Genomic DNA, 22,685 nt, shown 5'->3' with positions numbered 1-22,685 from the left:
AAGTTATAAAAAAAAGACACTCAAAAGGAGTGCCTTAAACTTTATGGTTCTTTCTGAAGAACAACAAACGCAGGAAAGTGGTCGCTGTATCCTCCTGTAAACTGATCCCCATTCCAGGATCTGAAAGGATACCCTTTATAATTTCCTTCTTTGTTCACCAGATAAGGGGGTGCAAAAATTTCAGCTTTGTATACGGAGTAATCTTTCGTTACCTGATCCGAGATTAAGTTTTTGGAAACGATAATCTGGTCAAACAAGTTCGGTGCATCCTGATAAGCCAGTGAAGCAACTCCTTTCTTATATAAAGGATACATCAGGTTTAAGTAAGGATTGGCGTCGCTAAGGTCTTTCGGGCTCGGTTGTGCCTTAAGGTAGTTTTTTAAACTGGAACTTACCGGGTCATCATTGAAGTCACCCATCGCAAACAATTTTGTTGAAGGATCTGCTGCTCTTACGCTGTCCATCTGCTGTTTCAATAAAGCTGCAGCTGCATTTCTTTTGGGCAGAGAAGCTGCTTCACCTCCTCTTCTGGATGGCCAGTGATTCATAAAGAAAGCGACTTTCTCATTATCCAGAAATCCGGTTACCACCAAAATATCCCGAGTGTATTCTCTTCTGCCGTCGTCACCGAAAACTTTCAGTTCTTTTTTCAGGGAGTTGGTAGGAGTAAATCTTCTTTTCTGGTAAATCAAAGCGACATCAATTCCTCTGTAGTCGTAAGAATTGTAATGAATGATTCCGTAATCGTATTTTTTTAAGGCCGGTTCATTGATGAGGTCCTGGATCACCTGTCTGTTTTCCACTTCGATAAGACCAACCACTGCCGGAGCTGTTTTCGTATACTGAGCTCCCAGTTCGGAAATTACTTTGGCTTCGTTGGCTAGTTTTGCTTTATAAACTCTTGTATTGTAGTTTTTCGCGCTTTTCGGAGTAAATTCATCAGCACCACTTTGGTAGCGCACCGCTTTTTTGCCGATCAGGGCACCGTCGCTCCACGGGCCGTCGTATTTCTCAGCCTCCAGAAATTTTACCGAATCCACCGGTATGCTTCTGTGGAAAGCAGGATTTCTGATATCTTTGGTCCCATCTATATAATCTGCTGAACGAATCGTGTCCCAAAGGTTTTCAACATTTAAAAACCCTACAGTTGCTACCTTCCTCAGTTTTCCCTGTTGTTGTGAAAATGCCATAACCGCAAAAATGATGGCAAAAAAACTCAAAAATTTCTTCATTTTCTTAGAGTTGTATTAATATTATTTAATCTGCAAATTTACTTTTTTTTAATTGACCCCATTTTAAATATTTGTAAATTTAAATTATGGTATTCCTGTTTTTTATCTATAATGATTCTTAAAAGTTTGCAATGTTAAGAAAAAATAACCTTAAAAAGATTATTAGTTGTAAATTTTGACTAAATTTGTCGCCCCAACTTTTAAACTGTTGAGAATTAACAAGAAAAGTATTTAAAAAAATAAATATACTCATGATTAAAAAACTATCATTAGTCTCTTTATTTACTTTACTTCCAGCGTCATACTATTTTGCACAGACTACTGTCTCTGCGTATCTGAAGGATGGCGAAGGAAAGCCTGTTGAAAGGGCAGAAGTAGATCTGAAAGGGAATGACAATGATGTAACGGCTGACAAAATCGGATACTTCCAGTTTGTAGACCTGAAGCCGGGGCATTACCAAATTGTGATTACAAAACCCAATTACGAAACCAAAGTAATGGAGTTTGATGTGATGGACAATGAGAAGAAAAAGGATTTAGGGGTTATTACCCTATATTCTGCACTTACAAGCGCGGACCAGGGTTTAGCGATTATTGACAGTGATGGTGATGATGAAGACAGCAACAGCGGACAAGCTTCTACGGTAGGCTTACTACAGTCGTCCCAGGATATTTTCAGCAGAATCGCAGCGTTTGATTTAGGATTTTATTGGTTCCGCCCAAGAGGAATCGATGGAAGATTCGGAGAAACGATGTTAAACGGGGTTTCGATGATCAAGTCTGATAACGGTAATGTCGATTTTGGAAATTGGGGTGGTCTTAATGAGATCACAAGATATCCTGAGATCTCTGCAAACCATTCGCCATCCGAATATGCTTTCGGTGGGAACAGCTCCGTAGTTTATAAGAACACAAAGGCGAGCGAATACAGAAAAGGATTTCAGTTTACCCAGTCTTTAACCAACAGAAACTACAGAAACAGAACCTCTTTGCGATACAGCTCAGGAATGAGTAAGAGCGGATGGGCATTTACGGCAATGGGGGCCAGAAGATGGGCACAAGAAGGTATCCAGGAAGGAACATTCTATGACGCTTACGGAGCGTATCTGGGAATCGAGAAGAAGTTTAATGATAAGCATTCGATGACTTTCAACTTTATCGGTGCACCATACAGAAGATCTACTGCCAGCCCAAGTACACAGGAGGTATACGATTACCGAGGGGTACATTATAATTCCTATTGGGGATACCAGGATGGAGAGCAGAGAAGTGAAAGAGTAAGGAAAGGCTTCCAACCGATCTTTCAAATTCAGGATTTCTGGAAAATTAATAAAAACAGCAGTCTTTGGACTTCCGTTTCCTATCAGTTCGGAAAGGATAAAGGTTCCCGTTTAGACTGGCAGAATGTTCAGAATCCGTCACCAACATATTACAGAAACTTACCAAGCTATTATGATTTCTTAGATCCTAATGCATCAGTAACCCCTCCTCAGGGAGTAGATGGAACAACAGCGCAGCAGGCTTTTCAGGCAGCAATGAACGGATGGACCTCAAACGATCCTAATTTTACCCAGCTTAACTGGGACAGATTATATCGTAGAAATATGCAGCAGGCCGCTGGAAACTATTATGGGCAAACTGGAAAAAGAGCATTGTATTATCTGGTAAATGATGTAAGCGATGATAAGATCTGGAATGCAGCAACCCATTTTATACATAATTTCAGCGACAATACGAAATTCTTATTAAATGTATCTTACCAGAATTACCGTTCTGAACAGTATAGAGAGGTCAATGATCTCCTAGGAGCTGACTTCGTATTGAACAGAGATCCTTTTGCAGCGACCAACCAACCTGGAAAATCCGGTTTATACAATCAGGGTGAAGAAAATGTAACGAAAAAAGTAGGGGATAAAATGACCTACGACTATATTTTCAGAAGACAGGAGGTAAAAGTGAACCCAGGCGTACGATTTACTACAGGGGCTTTTGATGTATTTGTATCTGCCTTGGCGGGCTATTCAACTTCTAACAGAGAAGGATTATTCAATCATTATTTGTATAAAGATTCATTCGGAAAAGGAGCTGACTACAACTATTGGAACTATGGTCTGAAAGGACAGATCGTATACCGATTGAATGGTAGAAACTTCTTTTTATACAATGGAGCATACTATAACCAGGCACCTTATCTCGAAGATTTATTCGTAAATCCTAGAGTAAACGGATCTGTGGCACCGAATGTAAAAAGCATGACGGTAAATGCCAATGACCTTAGCTATGTTATTTCTTCTCCATTCCTGAAATTGAGATTAACAGGATACTTGGTTGATACAGATAATGAAACAACTGTTCAGCGATTCTTTGCAGATGGTATTCCGTTGAAAAGCGTAGATGCGGACGGTAACCAGACTAATGTTCAGAGTGCTTTTGTTTCCCAGGTAATGACAGATGTTAAGAAAAGGAATATGGGCGTTGAGCTAGGGGTAGATGTAAAAGTAATGCCGACATTATCTTTACAGGGTCTGGCAAGTATCGGACAGTATACCTATAAAAATGATCCGAGAACCTATTTCGCTTCAGATGCGGTTGGTGTATTCGCAAATGGCCTTCCGTACATCGACCTTGGTAAAGCGTATATCACCAATTACCGCCAGGGAGGAACTCCTCAGCAGGCTTACTCTGTAGGATTCCGTTACAACAATCCTAAATACTGGTGGGTAGGAGCTAACTGGAACTATTTTGATGACAATTATCTGGATCCTGCCGCATTGGTACGAACAGAATCATTTGTTCAGAACGACGTTACAGGAACCCCGTACACCGGACTAACGGAAGCTGATTTGAGAAGAGTGCTTCAACCGAACAGGCTGCCATCGTCATTCTTCCTGAATGCCAATGCAGGAAAATCATGGGTGATCGGCAAGTATTATGTTCTGATTTCCGGAACGGTAAATAATATTTTAAATAACAGAAAATATATTACAGGAGGTTTCGAACAGACCAGAAATGCGGTATATCCTACCTTCGCAGAAGATTTGAGCAGAGAGTATACTTTGTTTGCACCTAAATATTGGTACACACAGGGAAGATCATATTTCGTAAATTTACAGTTTAGATTCTAACAATCAATACGCTAACTATTCTAAAAATTATAAAATGACAATAAAGAAATACTTAAGTTTGGTAACAGGGGTTGCGGTTGCAGCAATTTCGATTACATCTTGCGTTCAGAAAGACGAGTGGGAAACTCCGCCTATTAAATGTGAAAATAAATTTGCTGCGCCTACGATGACGCTTGCGGCATTTAAAGCTCAGGCTCCTTCTACAGGATATGTCTTAATTTCAAATGACCAGATTTTTGACGGTTATGTAGTTTCTTCAGACGAGAACGGAAACTTCTACAAAACGATTTCTTTCCAGGATAAGCCTGAAAATCCGACGGCCGGTTTACAGATTGAAGTGGACAGATCCAGCAACTACGCAGACTTTCCGGTAGGAGCGCACATCAGAATTAACGCAAAAGGTCTTCGACTAGGATTAGACAGAGGTACCGTAAAGATCGGTTCTGTGGATCCTACTTATTCTATCGGAAGAATTCCGGCATCGCTGTTAAGCAGATATGTTTCCGGAGTTTGTAATGGAAACGGTCTTGAAGTGGCAACTCTTAAGCCTTTGGAATTGCCAAACCTGGCAGCTGCTAAAAACGATCAATATATCAATACTCTCGTAAAAGTTTCGAATGCTCAGTTTGCGATTGGAGATATTTATCCTAATCCTAAAACATTTATCGATTATGTGGCCGGAGCGGGTGTCGATACGGACAGGACTCTGGAGGATGCTTCCGGAAACACCGTTACCTTAAGAAACTCAGGATTCTTTGCCGAAGGATCTTCATTGCTTCCTACAGGAAACGGAGATATTACTTTTGTGGTAAGCCGTTACAATTCAAACTGGCAGATGCTGATTAGAAATACCAAGGATATTAATTTCAAAGGAGCAAGAGTAGATGCAACGCCGCCAAAAGGGGGAACAGCCATTACGTATTCAGGATCTTTCCTTGAAAACTTTGAAAGCTACCCGACAACACCAAGTAACCTTGAAGTATTTCCTAAATATGTAAATGATGCGCTTTTAGGAAACAGATACTGGCAGTTGAAGACTTTCAACAGCAACAAATACATTCAGTTGGGAGCAAACTCAGGAACTGGTCCTTATGTGACGTATTTCGCAGTTCCGGTAGACTTTACCGCTGCAAACACCCTAAAATTCGATGTTAATGTTGGATTCTGGAATGGTAATGCATTAAAAGTATATTACACAACCAATTATACTCCGCTTGGTGATATTACCCAGGCTACGAAGAACGATATTACATCGGCATTCACCAATATCCCGCAGACTCCTGTAAGCGGTTACGGAACGCTGACGCCTGCCGGAATGTACAGCTTCCCGACTTCATTGACAGGTAACGGATTTATTCTATTTGAATACACCGGAAACGGAAGTGGAGTAACCACTACCGTTCAGTTAGATAATATTCAGGTTCAATAAGATGTTTGAATATTTTAAAATAGGAAGACTGCCAGTATCGGCAGTCTTCCTGTTTTATAAAAGTAGTTTAATTCATACTAAAACTGATTATAGCTTTACATCCGGTACTGATTCTCTAAAACAATAAAAAGGCTTTCTTTTAGCCTCAAAACTGTTGGTAAGCTCATTAATTGTATTCAAGCCAACCATAAAAAAACCACCGCAAATGCAGTGGTCTTAGCTAATTTAAACGGTCTTTAAAAAGATACTTCGTTTACCTCTTTTCCGCGTTGGAAGTTCATTGTTTTCTGGCTTCCTTTATAAGCTATATTAACGAGGTTAATCTGCTTGGGAAAAGTGCTTAGAAGAATGGTATTTTTTATTCTTAAGGTATTGATGTCCGAAACGCCTCCCGTTTCAAAATATACCCATACTGTTTCTCCGCTTACCTGACTTCCCGTGAAAGTAATTGTTTTGGGAACTCCGTTGACGTACACATCAAAATTGTTATTTACATACTTTTTAACTTCTGCTTCAAATCCTGCCGTGTTAGGGTTGATTTTTATGGCATCAGAAATATGATTTGTATTCATTTTTGTAGTGAACTTCAATGTTTTGCTTCCATCTATATAATCCACCTTGGTCATTGAAGAGAAAAAGTCTACATACGTGAAACTCATTAACATAAAAAATGTTAAAATTCCTGATATATATAAAATTTTTTTCATCTTAAAAAATAAATTTGCACTCATGGTTGTCTGTTTAAATCACAAATAATATGCCAATTAGAAATTGACATTCACAGAATATTTATCGTAAAAGGCTTTGATGTGTGCTACTGCTTCATCCGCCGTATCTACCACACGGTATAGGTCGAGATCTTCCTCGTGAATCATCTTTTCTTTCAACAGTGTCGCTTTAAACCAGTCCAGCAGCCCGCTCCAGAATTCCGAACCGACCAGCACGATAGGGAATTTCCCGATTTTATTGGTCTGGATCAATGTTAAGGCCTCCGTAAGTTCATCCAGTGTGCCAAATCCTCCGGGCATTACCACAAACCCCTGCGAGTATTTCACGAACATCACTTTTCTCACAAAGAAATAATCGAAATTCATGGAATATGATTTATTGATGTAAGGATTGAAATGCTGCTCAAAGGGCAAATCGATATTGAGTCCGATGGATTTTCCCTTAGCATTAAAAGCACCTTTATTTCCGGCTTCCATAATTCCCGGACCGCCTCCGGTAATGATCCCGAAACCGATTTTGGTAATTTTTTCTGCAATTTCAACAGCCATTTCGTAATATTTGCTTTCCGGCTGTAGCCTCGCAGACCCGAATATGGAAACGCAAGGTCCTATTTTAGCCAGCTTCTCATAGCCGTCCACAAATTCAGCCATCACCTTGAAAACCATCCAGCTGTCCTTTGTTACGGTTTCATCCCATGTCTTCTGCCGTAAACTGTTGTGCAGCCTGGTATCGTCTGTTTCAAATTCAGGATTGATCAAGCTTTCATCCCGTGTTCCTTCCATTCCCATTGCAAATTATTTAAAATATTTTTCGGCCTCTGTAACGGATTCCGGTCTTCCGACGTCGATCAGGATGCTGTTATGCACAAAACCATGAATATGCTCCGTGTGCATCAGATCCAGATACTCTTCCATCACAGAAAATTTGCCTGTTCTTTTTATTTTTTCAAAGATAAGAGGATTTATACAGTGCACTCCGCTGAAGGCCAATGGCTTAAAGCCTTTGTTGAATTCCGCAAGCCTCTGCTCACCGGTCTGTACATTCAGCCAGCCTCTCAGCACCAAATCATCATTGAAAAGTAACTTCCTGGAACTCTCTCTATCCGAAACGGCTAATGTAGCAAAATCTTTTATCTTTTTGTGGTATTCTACAAAATCAGTAATGTTGATGTCGGTAAGAATATCCGCATTCATGATCAGGAAATCTTCGCCATGATCGAGGAATTTTCTAGCAAAAATCAAGCCGCCTCCCGTTTCCAGCAGTTCCCCGGATTCGTCTGAGATTTCTATTTTACACCCGAAGTTATCGTTTTGCTTTAAAAAATCAACAATCTGATTTCCAAAATGATGAATATTAATGACAAAATCGGTTATACCGAAATTTTTTAAATATCGGATATTTCTTTCCAGAAGAGGAATATCGTTTACCTTAGCCAGTGCTTTCGGATGATGATCGGTAAAGGGTTTCAGTCGGGTTCCTTTTCCTGCTGCAAAAATAAGGGCCTTCATAGTCTATAATTGATAGGTGATGAATTATGATTGATAATTTTCAAGATGGTTAATAATCATTTATAAATTATCATTTATCATTTATGAATTAAGCTGGTGCTGTTCATCGTGATGAAGGCTGATTTCTACCTGGTTGCCGTATTTTTCTTCAATGAAATGGGCAATTTTAATCGCAGAATAAACCGATCGGTGCTGCCCGCCCGTGCATCCGAAGTTGATCTGAAGGTTTTCAAAACCTCTTTCTAGGTAATTGTCGATGTTGATAGATATCAAGCTTTTAATTAATTCCAAAAACTTAGGCATGTCTGTTTTAGTTTCCAGGTATTCCTGAACACCGATATCATTTCCTGTCTGTATCTTATATTCTTCCACTCTTCCCGGGTTCAGTATTCCACGGCAATCAAAGGTAAAACCACCTCCGTTTCCCGTTTCATCTTTCGGGATTCCTCCTTTCTTATAGGAAAAGCTGTGTATATCGATGTGTAGCATTTTTAATTTATTATTTAAACTGTTAATAAGTAAGTTTGATTTTCTGATAAGTTTTAATTGTGTTTTTGTCATTCCGGAGGAATCTAAATCCGAATCTTTCGTGCTTTTTTATGCTTTGTTGAGATTCTACGGAATGACAATACTAGGGTTATTACTATTTAATGTTTTAAAACTTCTTCAATTTTTAACCTTGTTTTCTCCAGGCTTAATTGTCCGATGAGCTGTTTTAGCTCGGGATAATTTTTCATACCTTCCCAGGTGTTTGAGAATGCGGTTATGTTTTCTATTCCTTGGGAGATGCTTGATATGAAATGTTTTTTTCTCTGGATGAGTCCTCTAAAACCGTAGGCACCCAATACTTGAAGGAATCTCATCATCTGAATTGGTTCCACCGAAGATTTTAGTTTGTCTTTAATTATTTGATCCTCGGTTAAATTGATGTAGTATTCCAGCATTTCATTTTTAAAATCTTCAGGAAAATTAGCCTTGGCCTGAAACAGAAATGAAATGACATCATACATCAATGGACCTTGCATCGCCGATTGGTAATCGATAAAAGAGACATCATCCTTTTCATTCACCATAATATTTCTGGCCTGAAAATCGCGGATCATGAGTCCTTTCGGTTCCAGATTTTCGATGAGGTTCACGATTTTTTTAAACTCTTTCAGCAGAGTCGATTTATGGTATTCCAGTTCCAGCACATCTGCCACAAAATTTTTAAAATAGTACAGATCGTGGGTTACCGGAAGTTCGTCATAGCTTTCATATTCAAACGTTTTGCTGAAATCAATCTTATCCTTTGTTGAAACCTGTAAAAGGTGTAATTTCTCCAAAGTCTGTTTAACTAGAGATTTTACTTGATTAGATAAACCTTCTATTCGTAATGATCTCAGAAAGGGTGTTTTCTCCTAGAAACTCCTGGACATACATCCTGCAGTCTTCGGAAACGGCAAAAATAGCTGGGGTATTAAGCTGTAAACCGCCAAAAACTTTTGAGTAATACAGAAAGCTTTCGTTCTCCCGAATATTTTCGTTGTAAGTTACAATGTATTTATTATTTCCGGCTGCTGCCAGAAAATTGACTCTTGCAGAACCGCTTTGAGCCAAAGTTACAAATTCAGAAGATGGTATTTCTGTATAATTTTCAAAAAATCGTTGTGCGTATTCGGAAATCATAGGCGAAACAAATATAGTAATTTACGGTCGAATTTCTATCTTTGCAGCATGTTAAAGGATTTTAAACCTGTTTTGGGCATTTTGCTGCGCTTCATCATCATTTACCTGGTGCTGCTTTTTGGCTATCAGTTCTTTCTGAACTGTTTTCGGGGGGAAGGCCTTGATCCTTTTTCCCGGATGATTGCAGAACAGGTGAGTGGTATTCAGAATTCTATTGGCTTTCCTACCCAGCTTTATAATGATATAAAAGGAGAACAGGTATGGTTTTACGTAAAACAGGAATACGTGACCCGGATGGTGGAAGGGTGTAATGCCGTATCGGTAATGATTCTTTTTGTCGCTTTTGTTTTTGCTTTTTATAAAGGCTCTAAAACTTTTGTTTTTGCATTCATTGGTCTTATCCTGCTGTATGTAATGAATCTCCTGAGGATTGTAGGTTTAAATATCGTTATGGCCGACTACAAGCAATACGGAAAAATTTCACATGATTTTATCTTTCCGGCAGTAATCTATGGGACGGTGGTTGTTCTGTGGCTGATCTGGATTAAATTTTTTGCACTAAAAAATGAGAATTCTTAATTGGTTTCTGGTAATCCTCGGTGTACTTGGGCTCATCGGTATCAGGGTAGTGGAAGACCGGCTTTTCTACGATCCTTTTCTCAATTATTTCCATGAAGCAAAAAAAAATATTCCTTTTCCATCATTTGAATGGGGAAAATTAATCACAGGATATCTTTTCAGATTTGTATTAAATCTCTTTTTCTCCTGCCTGATTATTCATTGCTGGTTCCGGAATAAGCAATGGACGATCCAGGGAGCGATTTTAATAATCATTATTTTTCTGATTACCTTCCCGATTTATCTTTATTGTATTTACGATCGTTTTGAAATCGGATATCTGTTTTCTTTCTATATGCGGCGGTTCGTAATCCAGCCCTTGATTCTGCTTCTGATTATCCCGATGTTTTATTACCGGAAACATTTAGAGAAAAAATAAATTAATGTGGACTTAAAGCAGAAATTGGATTAATAGGTTGGAAGAGGGAAGCTGGATGCTTGGAGTTTATTTGTCAACATTACAGTTAGAGGTATTTATTATCAAATGAGATCATTTTTTATTATATAAATAGAAAGCCAATTTAAAATACTGACTTACCTCTCTGAATTCCGATATGCATTTCAATATTCAATTAACAGTAAATCAAATCCTGCCAACTTTAAATTAATACTTTCATTCCGCAGTGTGCTTTTCCGTATTGGTCACATTTTCCGGGGTCCAGGTTACTCTTTTCACAAAATCTTTCTCACGGACCGGACAGTCTGCGATCTGGCAGACCGGGCAGGAAATCGGCTTGCAGTCGTCCATATGAAAATTGAATTCGACACTTCTTTTGGTGTTTTTGGCCAGAAGGATGATCATTTTTTCCATTTCGTTGTGCGCATCGCGGAGGCTGTAATACCAGGGTAAGGTAATATGGGCATCGATATGTAGATTGGCTCCGAACTGCTGGATTTTCATGTTGTGCACATCGATCCATTCCGTTCGGCGGTTTTCTTCCAGTACCTTGATAATCTGGTTGAGTAATTCAGGGTCCTGCTCGTCCATAATTCCGCTTAAAGACTTCCGGACGATCTTGTACCCGACAAAGATGATATACAGCCCGAAAATCAAAGCGACTACTGAGTCCAGCCAGTAAATTTTAGTAAAATAAACTACAATTAAACTGATCACTACACCCAAAGTGGTAATGGTATCGGATTGCAGGTGTTTTCCGGATGAAATCAGCACCAGAGAGTTTTCAGCTTCTCCTTTTTTAATAGAAATATAACCCAACAGGTAATTCACAACAGCTGTGGCCGCGATGATCCAGATACCGACATCGAGCTTGCTTAAAACCTTTCCGACGATAAGGCTGTTGATGCCCTCATAAATGATCATGATTCCGGCAATGGCAATAAGGGCACCTTCGATTCCGGAGGTTACAAATTCCACCTTTCCATGGCCGTAAGGATGGTCTTCATCCTTCGGTTTGGCGGCCAGATGAAGGGAATATAGTCCCATAAAGGCGCTGACTACATTGACGATACTTTCCATCGCATCCGAAAAGACCGCATCTGAATTCGTCAGTTTCCATGCAACGATTTTCCCTATAAAAAGGATGACTCCAAAAACGGCTATAAGCTTCTGGAAGGCTAATTTATCTTTATTTTTATTCTGCTGAACGTTCATCGGTTAGCTAAAAAAAAGAATCTCAATTTTGAGACTCTTTTTATGTTTGTTAGTTTACACTAAGTTCTTTTCTACCAGGTATTCTGCAATCTGTACCGCGTTGGTTGCGGCTCCTTTTCGCAGATTGTCCGCCACAATCCAGAGATTCAGGGTCTTGGGCTGTGAGAGATCCCGTCTTATCCTTCCGACAAAGACTTCATCTTTTCCTTCGGAATATAAAGGCATTGGATATTCGTTGTTTTTCACATTGTCTACCACTACAACTCCAGGAGTTTCGGATAAGATTTTTCTTACTTCGTCAAGATCGAATTCATTTTCAAACTCGATGTTTACACTTTCCGAGTGGCCTCCCTGTACCGGAACCCTCACGGCAGTTGCCGTTAAATTAAACGTGTCGTCCCCTAAAATTTTCTTAGGTTCTTTCATAAGTTTAATCTCTTCCTTTGTGTAATCGTCGTCTGCAAAAACATCGCAGTGTGGCAATGCATTTTTGAAGATCTGGTAAGGGTATACTTTAGCAACGGAATCATCTCCGCCGATTTCTCCATTTAGCTGGTCAACGGCTGCTTTACCGGTTCCTGTAACGGATTGGTAAGTGGAAACGATCACTCTCTTAAGATCATATTTTTTATTCAATGGACCTAATACCATCACCAGCTGAATCGTAGAACAGTTCGGGTTGGCAATGATCTTATCTTCCTTGGTTAGTACCTCTGCATTGATTTCCGGAACTACCAGTTTCTTGTCGGGATCCATTCTCCAGGCAGAAGAATTGTCGATCACGGTAGTACCTGCTTCAGCAAAAAGAGGAGCAAATTCAAGAGAAGTTCCGCCTCCGGCAGAGAAGATCGCGATATCAGGTTTGGCAGCTATAGCGTCCTTCATGCTTACAATTGTAAATTCTTCCTGTTTATACTTCACCTTGTTACCTACAGATTTTTCGGATGCTACCGGGATCAGTTCGGTGATAGGGAAGTTTCTCTCCTCGAGAACTTTAAGCATAACTTGTCCAACCATTCCTGTTGAACCTACTACAGCTACTTTCATTGATTTAATTAAAAATTATTTTGTTAATATATTTATGCCCCAAAGACTCTGGTCCAAGGGAACGCGAATGCAAATAAACCTACGGCAATTAATCCCATAATCACTACACCTAAGGTAATGGTAGGGTTTGTTTTTACTTTTTTGTTAACGATTGTCATTAAAACAGCAGCGATTAACATTGAAAACGGATGTTCTACGTATTGAAATCTTGAATAAGAATCGCTCATTAACGTTCCTGCAGATAAAGCAGCTTTAACCCCAGGAGATACCAATAATAAAGCAATTCCTGCTATAAACTGCACATGGAAAAAGATCATTGTGAAAAGGGTAATTTTCTTAAGAAACTTATTTACTTTTCCACTGTAGCCGAACATCGTCGTTAAAAGGGCAACTACAAATAAGGTCACCAGAAGAATTTCCAGGTATCCGATTCCTTTGTGCGCATTAAGCAAAATGTTGTAAAATTCCATAATCTATTTTTTCTTTTTTAAGTACACAAAGATAACAAAAAAATCCCGGCGAAATGCCGGGATTGGTATGTATAAAATCTAATGTTTTTATTTGATTAGAATCTATAAGAAAGAGATGCTGACCAAGTTCTTCCGAATCCGAAATAAACGTTATTGCTAACATCTAACCCTTTGTAGAAGTTTTTAGGATTTGCGTTATAAGCATCTAACAAGGCTTGTGCCTGCTCGTTAGTATTCGCACTAGTTTTAAAATCTGAGAATGTTTTTTTAACTGATGATCTCAAATCTGAAATGTAGGTAGTGTCAAATAGGTTATAGATATTCGCCGTAACAATTAGTCTACTACCGTTCTTCAAATTAAATGTATAGGAAGCTCCAACATCTGTAAGATTATAAGAAGGTGCTTCTAAAGAACCTTTCTCAGCTCTGGCTGCAGGAATATTTCCGTCTCTAATAATAAAACTATTATTAATGCTGAATGTTCCGTACAAGTTGTCATAATATCTCCAAGTTCCGAAAACATCAAGATTCTTAACAGGTCTTACTGTTGCCCCTAAAGCAGCTGTTGTTTGTGCTGCATCTCCAACTTTCAGTCCATCTAACGCTAAAGTTACTTCGTCTTTTCCATTCGTAGTAATTGGATCACCATTTACGTTAGCTATCCTTCCTGTTGGGTTGTTTTTGTATTTCCAGTTTCCTAAAGAAAGCATTCCGTTGAATTCCAGCCAATTTAAAGGTTTGTAGAATGTTTCCAATTCAACCCCCATGTGCACTTCTCGCACACCTGTTAAACTTGCTGTACCATTTGTACCAGTAGTATTATCAGGATTAATATAAGTAATACCTGTAATACGAACAAATCTATCCTTCCAATCTGTGTAATAAGCGTTCAGATTTGCTCTGAATTTACCACTTTTAAATCCATAACCAATTTCAGCAGAAGATATTTTTTCGTTTCTTAAATCTTTGTTTTCAATTTGCTGATATAGAGAGCCGAACGTTTTAGTTGGTAAGTTATAAGGGAAAATAGCATTTTGATTTGGTTGTTTGGAATAAACACCAAGATTTACAAAAACATTATGCTGTTCATCAATGTTATAATTTACACCGGCTTTTGCATTATATCCAAATCTGAATTTTTGTTCTGTTGTTCTGCTTACTTCTTGTCCTTGTTGTAGGTGAGAGGCAATTAAAGTTGATCCACTATAAAGATCTGCTGTTCCTACCCAATTGTCGATCCTCTGGTTACTTTGTTCAGACGCAGAACCTTGAACAAATGCAGAAATTTTGTCGTTTGTATATTCTAATTGTCCAAAAACTCCTCCCCAAAGAACTTTACCGTCATAATTTCTATATACAATCTGCGATTTATCTTTCACCGCAGCTGCAAAAGGATTTGCCGGCGGTACAGGTTCATATGCTTGCGTAACTGTATAATACGGATATTGATTGAAGTTTCCTGCTTCACGATATTCTCTATTTCCTAAGAAACCAGTAACAAGACCTGGGTGATAACCATAGTAGTACCTTGCATCTATACCTAAAGAGAAATTCCAGTTATCATTAACTTTATGTTGGAAATTAGATAGAATTCCATACCAGTCATGTGAGTTTATACTCGCTCTTCTGGTAATACCATTGGAACTTGTACCAATAAACGGCGTCTTGTTATTTGCTCCAAAGTCGGCAACTGTTTGTCCCGTATTCCAAGCATAAATATCATCAAAACGAATCAATCCATCTGCTGTCTTTGGTAAAGCGTTGATACCCTTTCCGTTGATGGAACCCAAAATTCCTGTTCCACCACCTCTACCCCAAGAGGCATATCCAACAGTAGATAATTTTGATTTTTCAGAAATATTCCAGTCCCAGTTAATAGATGCAACTGGCTTGCTGTAGAAATTTACACTTTGTGAATATTGTTCTCCATTTAAATAACCCCAGTTAGAGTTATATCTTCTGTTTGGTTTATCAGATAAGATACCATCTAATCTTCCGTCGCCCATATCCAAATCGGTTGCGATGGTATTATTAAATGTTTGATTATGCCATTGTGGAGCTCCTGTAAAGGTAAATTGGAAATCGTGCTTTTTATTTGGCTGGAAGCCTAAAGCGAAATAATAATTATATGCCTCAAAATCTGAACCATCAATGTACATTGCTCCAGCTGTTCTACTCATTAAGAATGAAGTAGACCACCCTTTTGCAGATTTTCCGGTATTATAAGAAAATAAAGTTTTAAGATAACCATCATTACCAAGACCTACAGTTACATTACCTTCTTTCTTTTTATCTGCAGCTCTTGTTATAATATTAATTGTTCCTCCTACAGAAGCAATTGCTAATTTTGATGCTCCAAGACCTCTTTGAATCTGCATGGCAGAAGTTACATCAGAAAGCCCGGCCCAGTTGGACCAATATACTGTACCACCTTCCATATCATTAACGGGAACACCGTTAATCATTACAGCAGTATTAGAAGTGTCAAAACCTCTTACGTTCAAACGTCCATCTCCAAAACCACCACCGCCTTTAGTAGCATATACAGATGGTGTTGTGTTCAGGATCTCAGGAAATTCCTGGTTACCCAATCTTTGTACGATTTGTGCTTCTTTGATTGTAGAAACAGCTACCGGAGTTTTTCTCTCTTTAGCAATATCAGCAACTCCTGTAAGTACAACCTGCTCAATGTCTTTGGATCTTGTGTCTTTTACAGTATCCTGAACCTGTTGAGCATAATAAACGCTTGCTGTGGATAACGTGATTATCGCAGTAAGCATTGATTTGTTGATTAATTTCATAATCGTTAGTAATAGTTAGATTAAATTTTCTGCAAAATTGAGGAAATATATTTTAACTAATATTAACTGTATGTTAATTTTTAACCATTCTCAATAAGGTTTAAATTTCTGATTTACAATGCATTGAATAATAGTTGAGATTCCGTATGAAAAAAATCACATTATTGAATTTTTAATAGAATATATTTATTTTTATTGAAAATTCAATCCCTATTTAACAGCTTTCAGACTTAAATCCATATTGTCAGCCGAGTGAGTGAGGGCTCCGGCAGAGATATAGGTGACTCCTGTGGAGGCAATTTCTTTTAGTTGATCACGGGTAATTCCGCCGGATGCTTCGATTTCGCAGGTACCGTTAACAAGCTTAACGGCTTTTTTCATGGTCTTTATATCCATATTGTCGAGCATGATTCGGTCGACTTTGGCGTTGATGGCTTCCTGAACTTCGTCAAGATTTCGGGTCTCGACCTCTATCTTCAGCTTTTTCTTATTCTTTTTAATATAGTCTTTAGCCATTTTTACAGCATTGGTAATGCTTCCGTTATAATCAATGTGGTTGTCTTTCAACATAATCATATCGTAAAGGCCATACCGGTGATTAGTCCCGCCGCCGATCGCCACGGCCCATTTTTCACAAACCCTGAAGTTGGGGGGGTGGTTTTCCGGGTATCCAGAAGCTTTGTTTTGGTACCCACCAACCTGGAATCCCAATCGTGGGTCAGGGTAGCAATTCCGCTCATCCGCTGCATACAGTTTAATACCAGTCTTTCCGTGGAAAGAATCGATCTTGCGCTTCCTGTGACGATAAAGGCTACATCACCCACTTTTACGGCGTCCCCATCTTTTACGAAGGTCTCTATTTTCAAATCTTTATCAAAAGTCTTGAAAATAATTTCGGCCAGCTCTACACCTGCCAGGATGCAATTCTGTTTCACCAGAAGCTTGGCGCTCTGCTCCAGATCTTTCGGGATGGTAGAAAGAGTGGAGTGGTCACCATCCTGGATGTCTTCTTCAAGAGCGTTTTTTATGAATAGTTTTAAAACTTTATCAGTAACGTATGCTGGTCTTTTCATATCTTTAATTTAATAGTAATAAGATGATTTGCTTCCGAATAATAAATCGTGAATCACAAAAAGCAAAATTACTTCATTTTCTTGAGCTTTTATTTTTTCAAAATAGATCTTATTCTTTATCCGGATGTTATTTTTATTGGTGCCTGTAAATTCAATGATATGTTTGGCATTTTTTGTGTGCCATGGACTTTCACGGAAAAGAAAATATTTCCAATTGAAACTTTTCCAGTCGTATTCCTGATTATGGAAAAGAATTTTATCTCTTTTAAATTGAAGAATAGGATGTTGAGGATTACTAACATAATAAAAAGTCAATGGAAGCTTATTGTCACGAATGATTTCGTCCAGATCAAATGTTTCTCTTCCAAAATAATATGGTTTCCCCATTCTAAGGATGTTACATAATAAATTTAATGGAAGCGGATGTTTTGCTTCAGAAATAATTACTTTCTTTAAATAATTGAAAAACTTATTTCCGAAAGCTGCAGAAGCTAATAAGAACATCCAGCCAAGAAAATAGATTGCATCGTGGCGATGACCTCCGAAAATCAGAAAAACCATCACTATAAAAACAATAAAAATCAACAATATTCCTAAAAAATATAAAATATTGACGATGGTTAAAATTCTCAGGCCGAAGATTTCCATGTACTGTGTTAAACTTTAAACTAAGTCTTTATTATAAAACGCACCTTTATTTTCAGTCATTTCCATAGATTGGGTAATGATAAGATGCGCCACGGTAGTTAAATTTCTTAATTCTGATAGTTGCGGAGAAAGAATGGAGTAGTGGTATATTTCATCAACGGCTGCAGCAATTTCCTGGTGCTTCTGTAAAGCCATGCTAAGACGGCGATTGCTTCTTACAATGCCTACCAAGTCGCTCATCATTTCCTGAAGCTGCTTTCTCAAATACGAAACAATTACCATTTCATCCATGATCTTCATGCCTTCTTCATTCCATTCCGGTACGGCTTTCAAATCATCAAAGTTAAAATTGTTTTCATTAAGAAGCTCGACGGTTTTCATTGCAGCATTGTGTCCAAAAACCAGTCCTTCCAATAAAGAATTGGAAGCCAGTCTATTAGCGCCGTGAAGTCCTGAATTGGTACATTCTCCCACGCCGAAAAGGTTTCTGATGGAAGACTGTCCGTCCCGGTCTACTTCAATTCCTCCCATCAGGTAATGGCAAGCAGGAACCACGGGAATCAGCTGGGTGAAAGGATCTACCCCCTCGTCTTTACATTTTTTATAAATATTAGGGAAATGTTCCAGGAATTTTTCACGGTTCATTTCACGGCAGTCGAGTCCAACATATTCATCACCGGTGACTTTCATTTCAGCATCAATAGCTCTTGCCACGATGTCCCGGGAGGCCAATTCTTCACGCTCATCATATTTATGCATGAATTTTTCGCCCTTTTTCGTCCGTAGTTTGGCTCCGTCACCACGAACGGCTTCCGAAATCAGGAACAGCATCCCGTCAATTTTACTGTATAAGGCCGTCGGGTGAAACTGATAATACTGCATATTGGAAACCTTGCCTTTTGCTCTGGCTACAAAAGCAATTCCGTCTCCGGTAGCAATGGTAGGATTGGTGGTATTCTTGTAAACATGGCCGGCACCTCCTGTTGCGACCAAAGTGATCTTTGAGGTGATTTTTTTAATTTTTTTAGATTTTTCATCTAAAATATAAGCACCGTAACAGTGGATGTCGCCTTCGTTCAGTTCTTTTCCCGGAACGTGGTGTTGGGTAATGATATCGATCACATAATGATGGTCCAAGATCTCAATGTTATCACTTTTATTGGCGGTTTCCAGCAAAGCTCTTTCTATCTCAAACCCGGTGATATCTTTATGATGCACAATCCTGTTCTCGGTGTGGCCGCCTTCTCTTCCTAAAGCGAATTCACCGTTTTTCATATCGAAGTTGGCACCCCATTCCACGATTTCGTTAAATCTCGCAGGTGCTTCCGTAACGACCATTTCCACGACATCGCGTTTGTTTTCCCCATCTCCGGCACGCATCGTATCCTCGATATGTTTTTGGAAATTATCATTTTTAGAATCTGTAACCACCGCAAGGCCGCCTTGGGCATATTTGGTGTTGCTTTCATCTTCGTCTGACTTGGTTACGATGATTATTTTGGCATCGGGAAGCTGTTCAGAAATTTTTATGGCATAGGAAAGTCCCGAAATCCCGGAACCGATTACTAGTACATCCGCTTTTATCATATCCTTGGTTTAAGAAAAATCGTCTAATGACTAAATAAATTTAAACAATTTTTCGTTTGGTTTTCTCACTTTTTTCATGTGCTGAAAATGATCTTCCTCCGATCGGTAGCCTAATGCAAGGGTAACGCTTACTTTTTCGGTTTCAGGATTGATGCTTAAAATTTCTTCAATCAGTTCCTGGCGGAAGCCTTCCATCGGGCAGGTGTCTACATTTTCGATCGCTGCGGCATACATAAGATTGGCCAGCACGATATAAGCCTGCTTTTCTGCCCAGCTGAAAATTTCATCTTGAGTCTTTTGATTAATATGTTGATTGATGCTGTTTTTAAAAAGATCCAGCTTTTCCAGCGGGGTATCCCTTACCTTCGAAATGTGCCGGAAATAGCCGTTGATATAATGGTCGTCCACTATTCTTTTGGCCACAATAACAACCAGATGTGAACAGGTGGAAATCTGAGACGGATTATAAAAAGCCGGAATCAATTTTTGCTTCATCTCCTCACTTTCTATAATCAGAATTTCATAAGGCTGGAGGCCCAGGGAGCTTGCCGATAATTTTCCCGATTCAAGAATATTATGCAATATTTCCTGAGGAATAATCTCGCCGTTAAATTTTTTTACAGAATATCTTCTGCTTAAAGCCTCCAAATAATTCATAGGACAAATTTAATAATTGAATGTGAATTAAATCAGAATTATGCAAAATATCTTATTCTAAATTAGACTAAAAAAAGATCACTCCAAATAAATTTGAAGTGATCCTTTCATATATATGGAATGGTTATTTTCCTAATCTCTGTTTTTTACCAAAATCCATCCGGAATATTTGATCGGCGTGCTTTTCTTGTCGTTTTCATTCCACGAAACGGAATACCAGTAGCTTCCGGTAGATACTTTCCGTCCGCCTACGGTTCCGTCCCATTTGTACCGGTTGGATTTGTCGGCTTCGTGAATTTTCGCACCGTATCGGTCAAAGATGCTGAATGTCAAATTCTTCTTCCCGGCAAGGGCAGAGTAATCGATCACATCATTTACACCGTCACCATTCGGAGTAATGACATTGATGAGGTTCGGTACAACGATAGTAATGGTAATCGGATCACAGTCGTAAGCGTCTTTTACATACACCTGGCTGTCTCCTCTAGGTACATTTTTAAATTCATTGGAATCCTGCCAGTGAATTCCATCCATTGAGTATTTATAAGGTGCGGTTCCTCCGTTTGCATAGACCGTTACTGTTGTATTGGAAATGTCAACACTTGTAATTACCGGCTGCTGGGCGGCATATACTTTTACGGTCTGTCTTGCAGTACAGTCTCCCGTTTTCAGGTCTACCCAATACGTTCCTACTGTTACATTATTAATGCTCTGGCTGGTTGCGCCCGTGCTCCACTTATAGCTTGTAAATCCAGAACCAGCGTCAAGGGTCGTTGTGTCTTCCATACAGATAATTTTATCATCCAGCGTCATAGAGAAAACCTGTGGAATAACAATCAGGGTGACTTTGGCGATGGCATAACAACCGTTGGCATTGGTTACTTTGATGTATACTATGCCGTTGGGAGAAGTGTAGGTTGCCGGTGTCTGGATCGGGTTGGTTCCATTCTGTGCATCCGTTAATGATGGGAAATATGTCTTTGTTCCCGGCTGTGAAGATACTAAAGCTGTGGTAAGGTCAAACAGACCGGTTGAAGGATTTGTAGCAATGGCGCAGGCTCTTAACGTCGCATTCTGTACTGTTACAACAGGGGAAATCGAAAGAGTGATCTCGGCTACGTCTGTACAGCCCTGCGGAGTGGTTACCTGAGCATAGATTGTAGCTGCCGGCGAGAAAAAGGCCGAAGGATTGGTAATCGCATTGATGTGATGATTCAGGTCGTACATGGAATTATAGAACACCGATGTACTTCCCGTCACCGAAGAAAGCGCGGCATTGGTAAGATTGAAAACAGCTCCTCCCGCATTGTCATTGTTACAGCCGGTAAGTGTTACATCATTAGCTGCAAAAGCAGTAGGAGTCAATACGATTTTTCCGTCACCATTGTCGCAGAGTGTGGAAGAAGGATCTTTTACCACTACCGTAATCGTCGTTGTTCCTGCAGGATAAGTATAATTCGAAGGATTCGTAATCGGTGTCCCTCCAGGCCCGAAGTAAGTAAATACATAGTTGGCTGGGTTGGTCACAAACTGGTTCTGGAAAGAAGTTAAATCTACTGTTCCGCTTCCTGTAGCTGGATTTACACATACAAAAGGGGTAACGGTATTCGTAAGGATCGGAACTTTATCGATATAGATTTTCGCATTTTTAATAGAATGCCTTGCGCTGGCGCCTCCCGTAGCTGCAGAAAACCCGAAGTAACCGGTTGTCATCCCTACAGCACCTCCTGAAGCGGTGAAAGGCTGGTCTACCAGTACAACACCGTCGAGCTGGATTTTAATATTCCAAATGTTGGCATTCAAAGGATCGATGGTTCCGTTTACGACAACATGTTTATAAGTGGATCCTACAAAAGGCTGGGTAGGATTCAGATCGGGAGTGTGATAAGTGCTTCCCGGTGTATTGTTGTATTCGATATTGTTGGCTCCTGCCGGTAAGTTGTTTGTTCCGTACAAGACATGAATTTTACTCATCTGACCTTCGGTAGAGTTGTTGAAAATATCAAAACCGACCATCAGTCCGTTGGCATTTGAAGGGATGCCCAGACCACCTCCGCTCGTAAAGCCGGTGGGTGGGTTACTCAGGTACCAGAACGTAAATCCGTCCCCGCGACCGTAGGCTGCCGTCCCGTTTCCGTCGATCCTGAAATCAAATTCGACCTTCCATTTGTCACAGTATTTAAGATTGATAGGGGTTGACAGTTTTACCACTCCGAACTGACTGGTAATATCCTGGGTAAGCTGTATAAAATCTGTGTTTACCGTAGCATTGGAAACAAGGTCCCAGCCTGTGGTATTCACCGGGTTTCCGGCAAGCTGGTAGGTCTGTGCAGAGATTTTTCCGCTAAAACCTAGAAAAATGATAAAAAAATTAAGGAGTAATAGTTTTTTCATTTGAGTAAATTAACTGATGATTAATATAATAAAGGCAATAAATCCTTTTTAAATTGATTAAATAGATGTTGAGAATAAAAAAAAGAC

Annotated in this window: 17 protein-coding genes and 2 pseudogenes; 4 read left to right on the top strand and 15 right to left on the bottom strand. The window is 39.3% G+C overall.

What is annotated here, in order from left to right:
• Positions 1-41 precede the first annotated feature (41 nt).
• A complete protein-coding gene (locus QE422_RS00625; RefSeq protein ID WP_307454326.1) occupies positions 42-1,232 on the bottom strand; it encodes an endonuclease/exonuclease/phosphatase family protein in 1,191 nt (396 codons plus the stop codon).
• A gap of 251 nt (positions 1,233-1,483) precedes the next feature.
• Between QE422_RS00625 and QE422_RS00620 the strand changes: the two genes are divergently transcribed.
• Together QE422_RS00620 and QE422_RS00615 are read left to right on the top strand one after the other, a co-directional pair.
• Positions 1,484-4,357 carry a carboxypeptidase regulatory-like domain-containing protein gene (locus tag QE422_RS00620; RefSeq protein ID WP_307454324.1) on the top strand — a complete coding sequence of 958 codons (2,874 nt, stop codon included), beginning with the start codon at positions 1,484-1,486 and terminating at the stop codon, positions 4,355-4,357.
• A 34-nt stretch (positions 4,358-4,391) separates the two neighbouring features.
• A complete protein-coding gene (locus QE422_RS00615; RefSeq protein WP_307454323.1) occupies positions 4,392-5,786 on the top strand; it encodes a DUF5689 domain-containing protein in 1,395 nt (464 codons plus the stop codon).
• A 236-nt stretch (positions 5,787-6,022) separates the two neighbouring features.
• Here QE422_RS00615 and QE422_RS00610 read toward each other — a convergent pair whose 3' ends face one another.
• The 5 genes and pseudogenes from QE422_RS00610 to QE422_RS00590 form a co-directional block, all read right to left on the bottom strand.
• Positions 6,023-6,445 (bottom strand): DUF6702 family protein, encoded by a 423-nt coding sequence (locus QE422_RS00610; protein ID WP_373463312.1) that lies wholly within the window; start codon positions 6,443-6,445, stop codon positions 6,023-6,025.
• Positions 6,446-6,550: 105 nt separating this feature from the next.
• Positions 6,551-7,303, bottom strand: a complete 753-nt coding sequence (locus QE422_RS00605; protein ID WP_307454321.1) for a TIGR00730 family Rossman fold protein — start codon at positions 7,301-7,303, stop codon at positions 6,551-6,553.
• Positions 7,304-7,309: 6 nt separating this feature from the next.
• Positions 7,310-8,023 carry a nucleotidyltransferase family protein gene (locus QE422_RS00600; protein ID WP_307454319.1) on the bottom strand — a complete coding sequence of 238 codons (714 nt, stop codon included), beginning with the start codon at positions 8,021-8,023 and terminating at the stop codon, positions 7,310-7,312.
• Positions 8,024-8,104: 81 nt separating this feature from the next.
• Positions 8,105-8,512, bottom strand: coding sequence for an ATP-binding protein (locus QE422_RS00595; RefSeq protein ID WP_373463311.1), 408 nt, complete (start codon positions 8,510-8,512; stop codon positions 8,105-8,107).
• Positions 8,513-8,670: 158 nt separating this feature from the next.
• Positions 8,671-9,691: pseudogene (locus QE422_RS00590) on the bottom strand (aminoglycoside phosphotransferase family protein).
• 48 nt (positions 9,692-9,739) lie between these two features.
• Here QE422_RS00590 and xrtF point away from each other — a divergent pair.
• Positions 9,740-10,270: an exosortase family protein XrtF gene (xrtF, locus tag QE422_RS00585; protein WP_307454316.1), complete on the top strand. Its 531-nt coding sequence runs from the start codon at positions 9,740-9,742 to the stop codon at positions 10,268-10,270.
• On the top strand, positions 10,257-10,688 hold the full coding sequence (locus tag QE422_RS00580; protein WP_307454314.1) for an exosortase F system-associated protein: 432 nt from the start codon (positions 10,257-10,259) through the stop codon (positions 10,686-10,688). The genes xrtF and QE422_RS00580 overlap by 14 nt, the downstream gene beginning before the upstream one ends.
• A gap of 234 nt (positions 10,689-10,922) precedes the next feature.
• Here the strand turns inward: QE422_RS00580 and QE422_RS00575 are convergent, their stop codons facing one another.
• The 9 genes and pseudogenes from QE422_RS00575 to QE422_RS00535 form a co-directional block, all read right to left on the bottom strand.
• Entirely contained in the window at positions 10,923-11,921 is a 999-nt protein-coding gene (locus tag QE422_RS00575; RefSeq protein ID WP_307454312.1) for a cation diffusion facilitator family transporter, read from the bottom strand.
• 54 nt (positions 11,922-11,975) lie between these two features.
• Positions 11,976-12,968: an aspartate-semialdehyde dehydrogenase gene (locus QE422_RS00570; protein ID WP_307454310.1), complete on the bottom strand. Its 993-nt coding sequence runs from the start codon at positions 12,966-12,968 to the stop codon at positions 11,976-11,978.
• A 32-nt stretch (positions 12,969-13,000) separates the two neighbouring features.
• Positions 13,001-13,438, bottom strand: coding sequence for a hypothetical protein (locus QE422_RS00565; RefSeq protein WP_307454309.1), 438 nt, complete (start codon positions 13,436-13,438; stop codon positions 13,001-13,003).
• A gap of 95 nt (positions 13,439-13,533) precedes the next feature.
• Positions 13,534-16,239 (bottom strand): TonB-dependent receptor, encoded by a 2,706-nt coding sequence (locus QE422_RS00560; protein ID WP_307454307.1) that lies wholly within the window; start codon positions 16,237-16,239, stop codon positions 13,534-13,536.
• Between the two features lie 210 nt (positions 16,240-16,449).
• A pseudogene (nadC, locus tag QE422_RS00555) lies at positions 16,450-17,312 on the bottom strand (carboxylating nicotinate-nucleotide diphosphorylase).
• A 9-nt stretch (positions 17,313-17,321) separates the two neighbouring features.
• The gene (locus QE422_RS00550) at positions 17,322-17,960 is read right to left on the bottom strand and encodes a hypothetical protein (protein WP_307454305.1); all 639 of its coding nucleotides are present in this window, start codon (positions 17,958-17,960) and stop codon (positions 17,322-17,324) included.
• Positions 17,961-17,975: 15 nt separating this feature from the next.
• Positions 17,976-19,547: an L-aspartate oxidase gene (gene nadB / locus QE422_RS00545; protein ID WP_307454304.1), complete on the bottom strand. Its 1,572-nt coding sequence runs from the start codon at positions 19,545-19,547 to the stop codon at positions 17,976-17,978.
• A 30-nt stretch (positions 19,548-19,577) separates the two neighbouring features.
• Positions 19,578-20,204: an NAD(P)H-dependent oxidoreductase gene (locus tag QE422_RS00540; protein ID WP_307454303.1), complete on the bottom strand. Its 627-nt coding sequence runs from the start codon at positions 20,202-20,204 to the stop codon at positions 19,578-19,580.
• 132 nt (positions 20,205-20,336) lie between these two features.
• Positions 20,337-22,598 carry a T9SS type B sorting domain-containing protein gene (locus QE422_RS00535; RefSeq protein WP_307454301.1) on the bottom strand — a complete coding sequence of 754 codons (2,262 nt, stop codon included), beginning with the start codon at positions 22,596-22,598 and terminating at the stop codon, positions 20,337-20,339.
• Between the last annotated feature and the right edge of the window lie 87 nt (positions 22,599-22,685).

Source organism: Chryseobacterium sp. SORGH_AS_0447, assembly GCF_030818695.1.
Taxonomy (GTDB): domain Bacteria; phylum Bacteroidota; class Bacteroidia; order Flavobacteriales; family Weeksellaceae; genus Chryseobacterium.
This window is presented reverse-complemented; position numbering and strand designations above follow the sequence as displayed.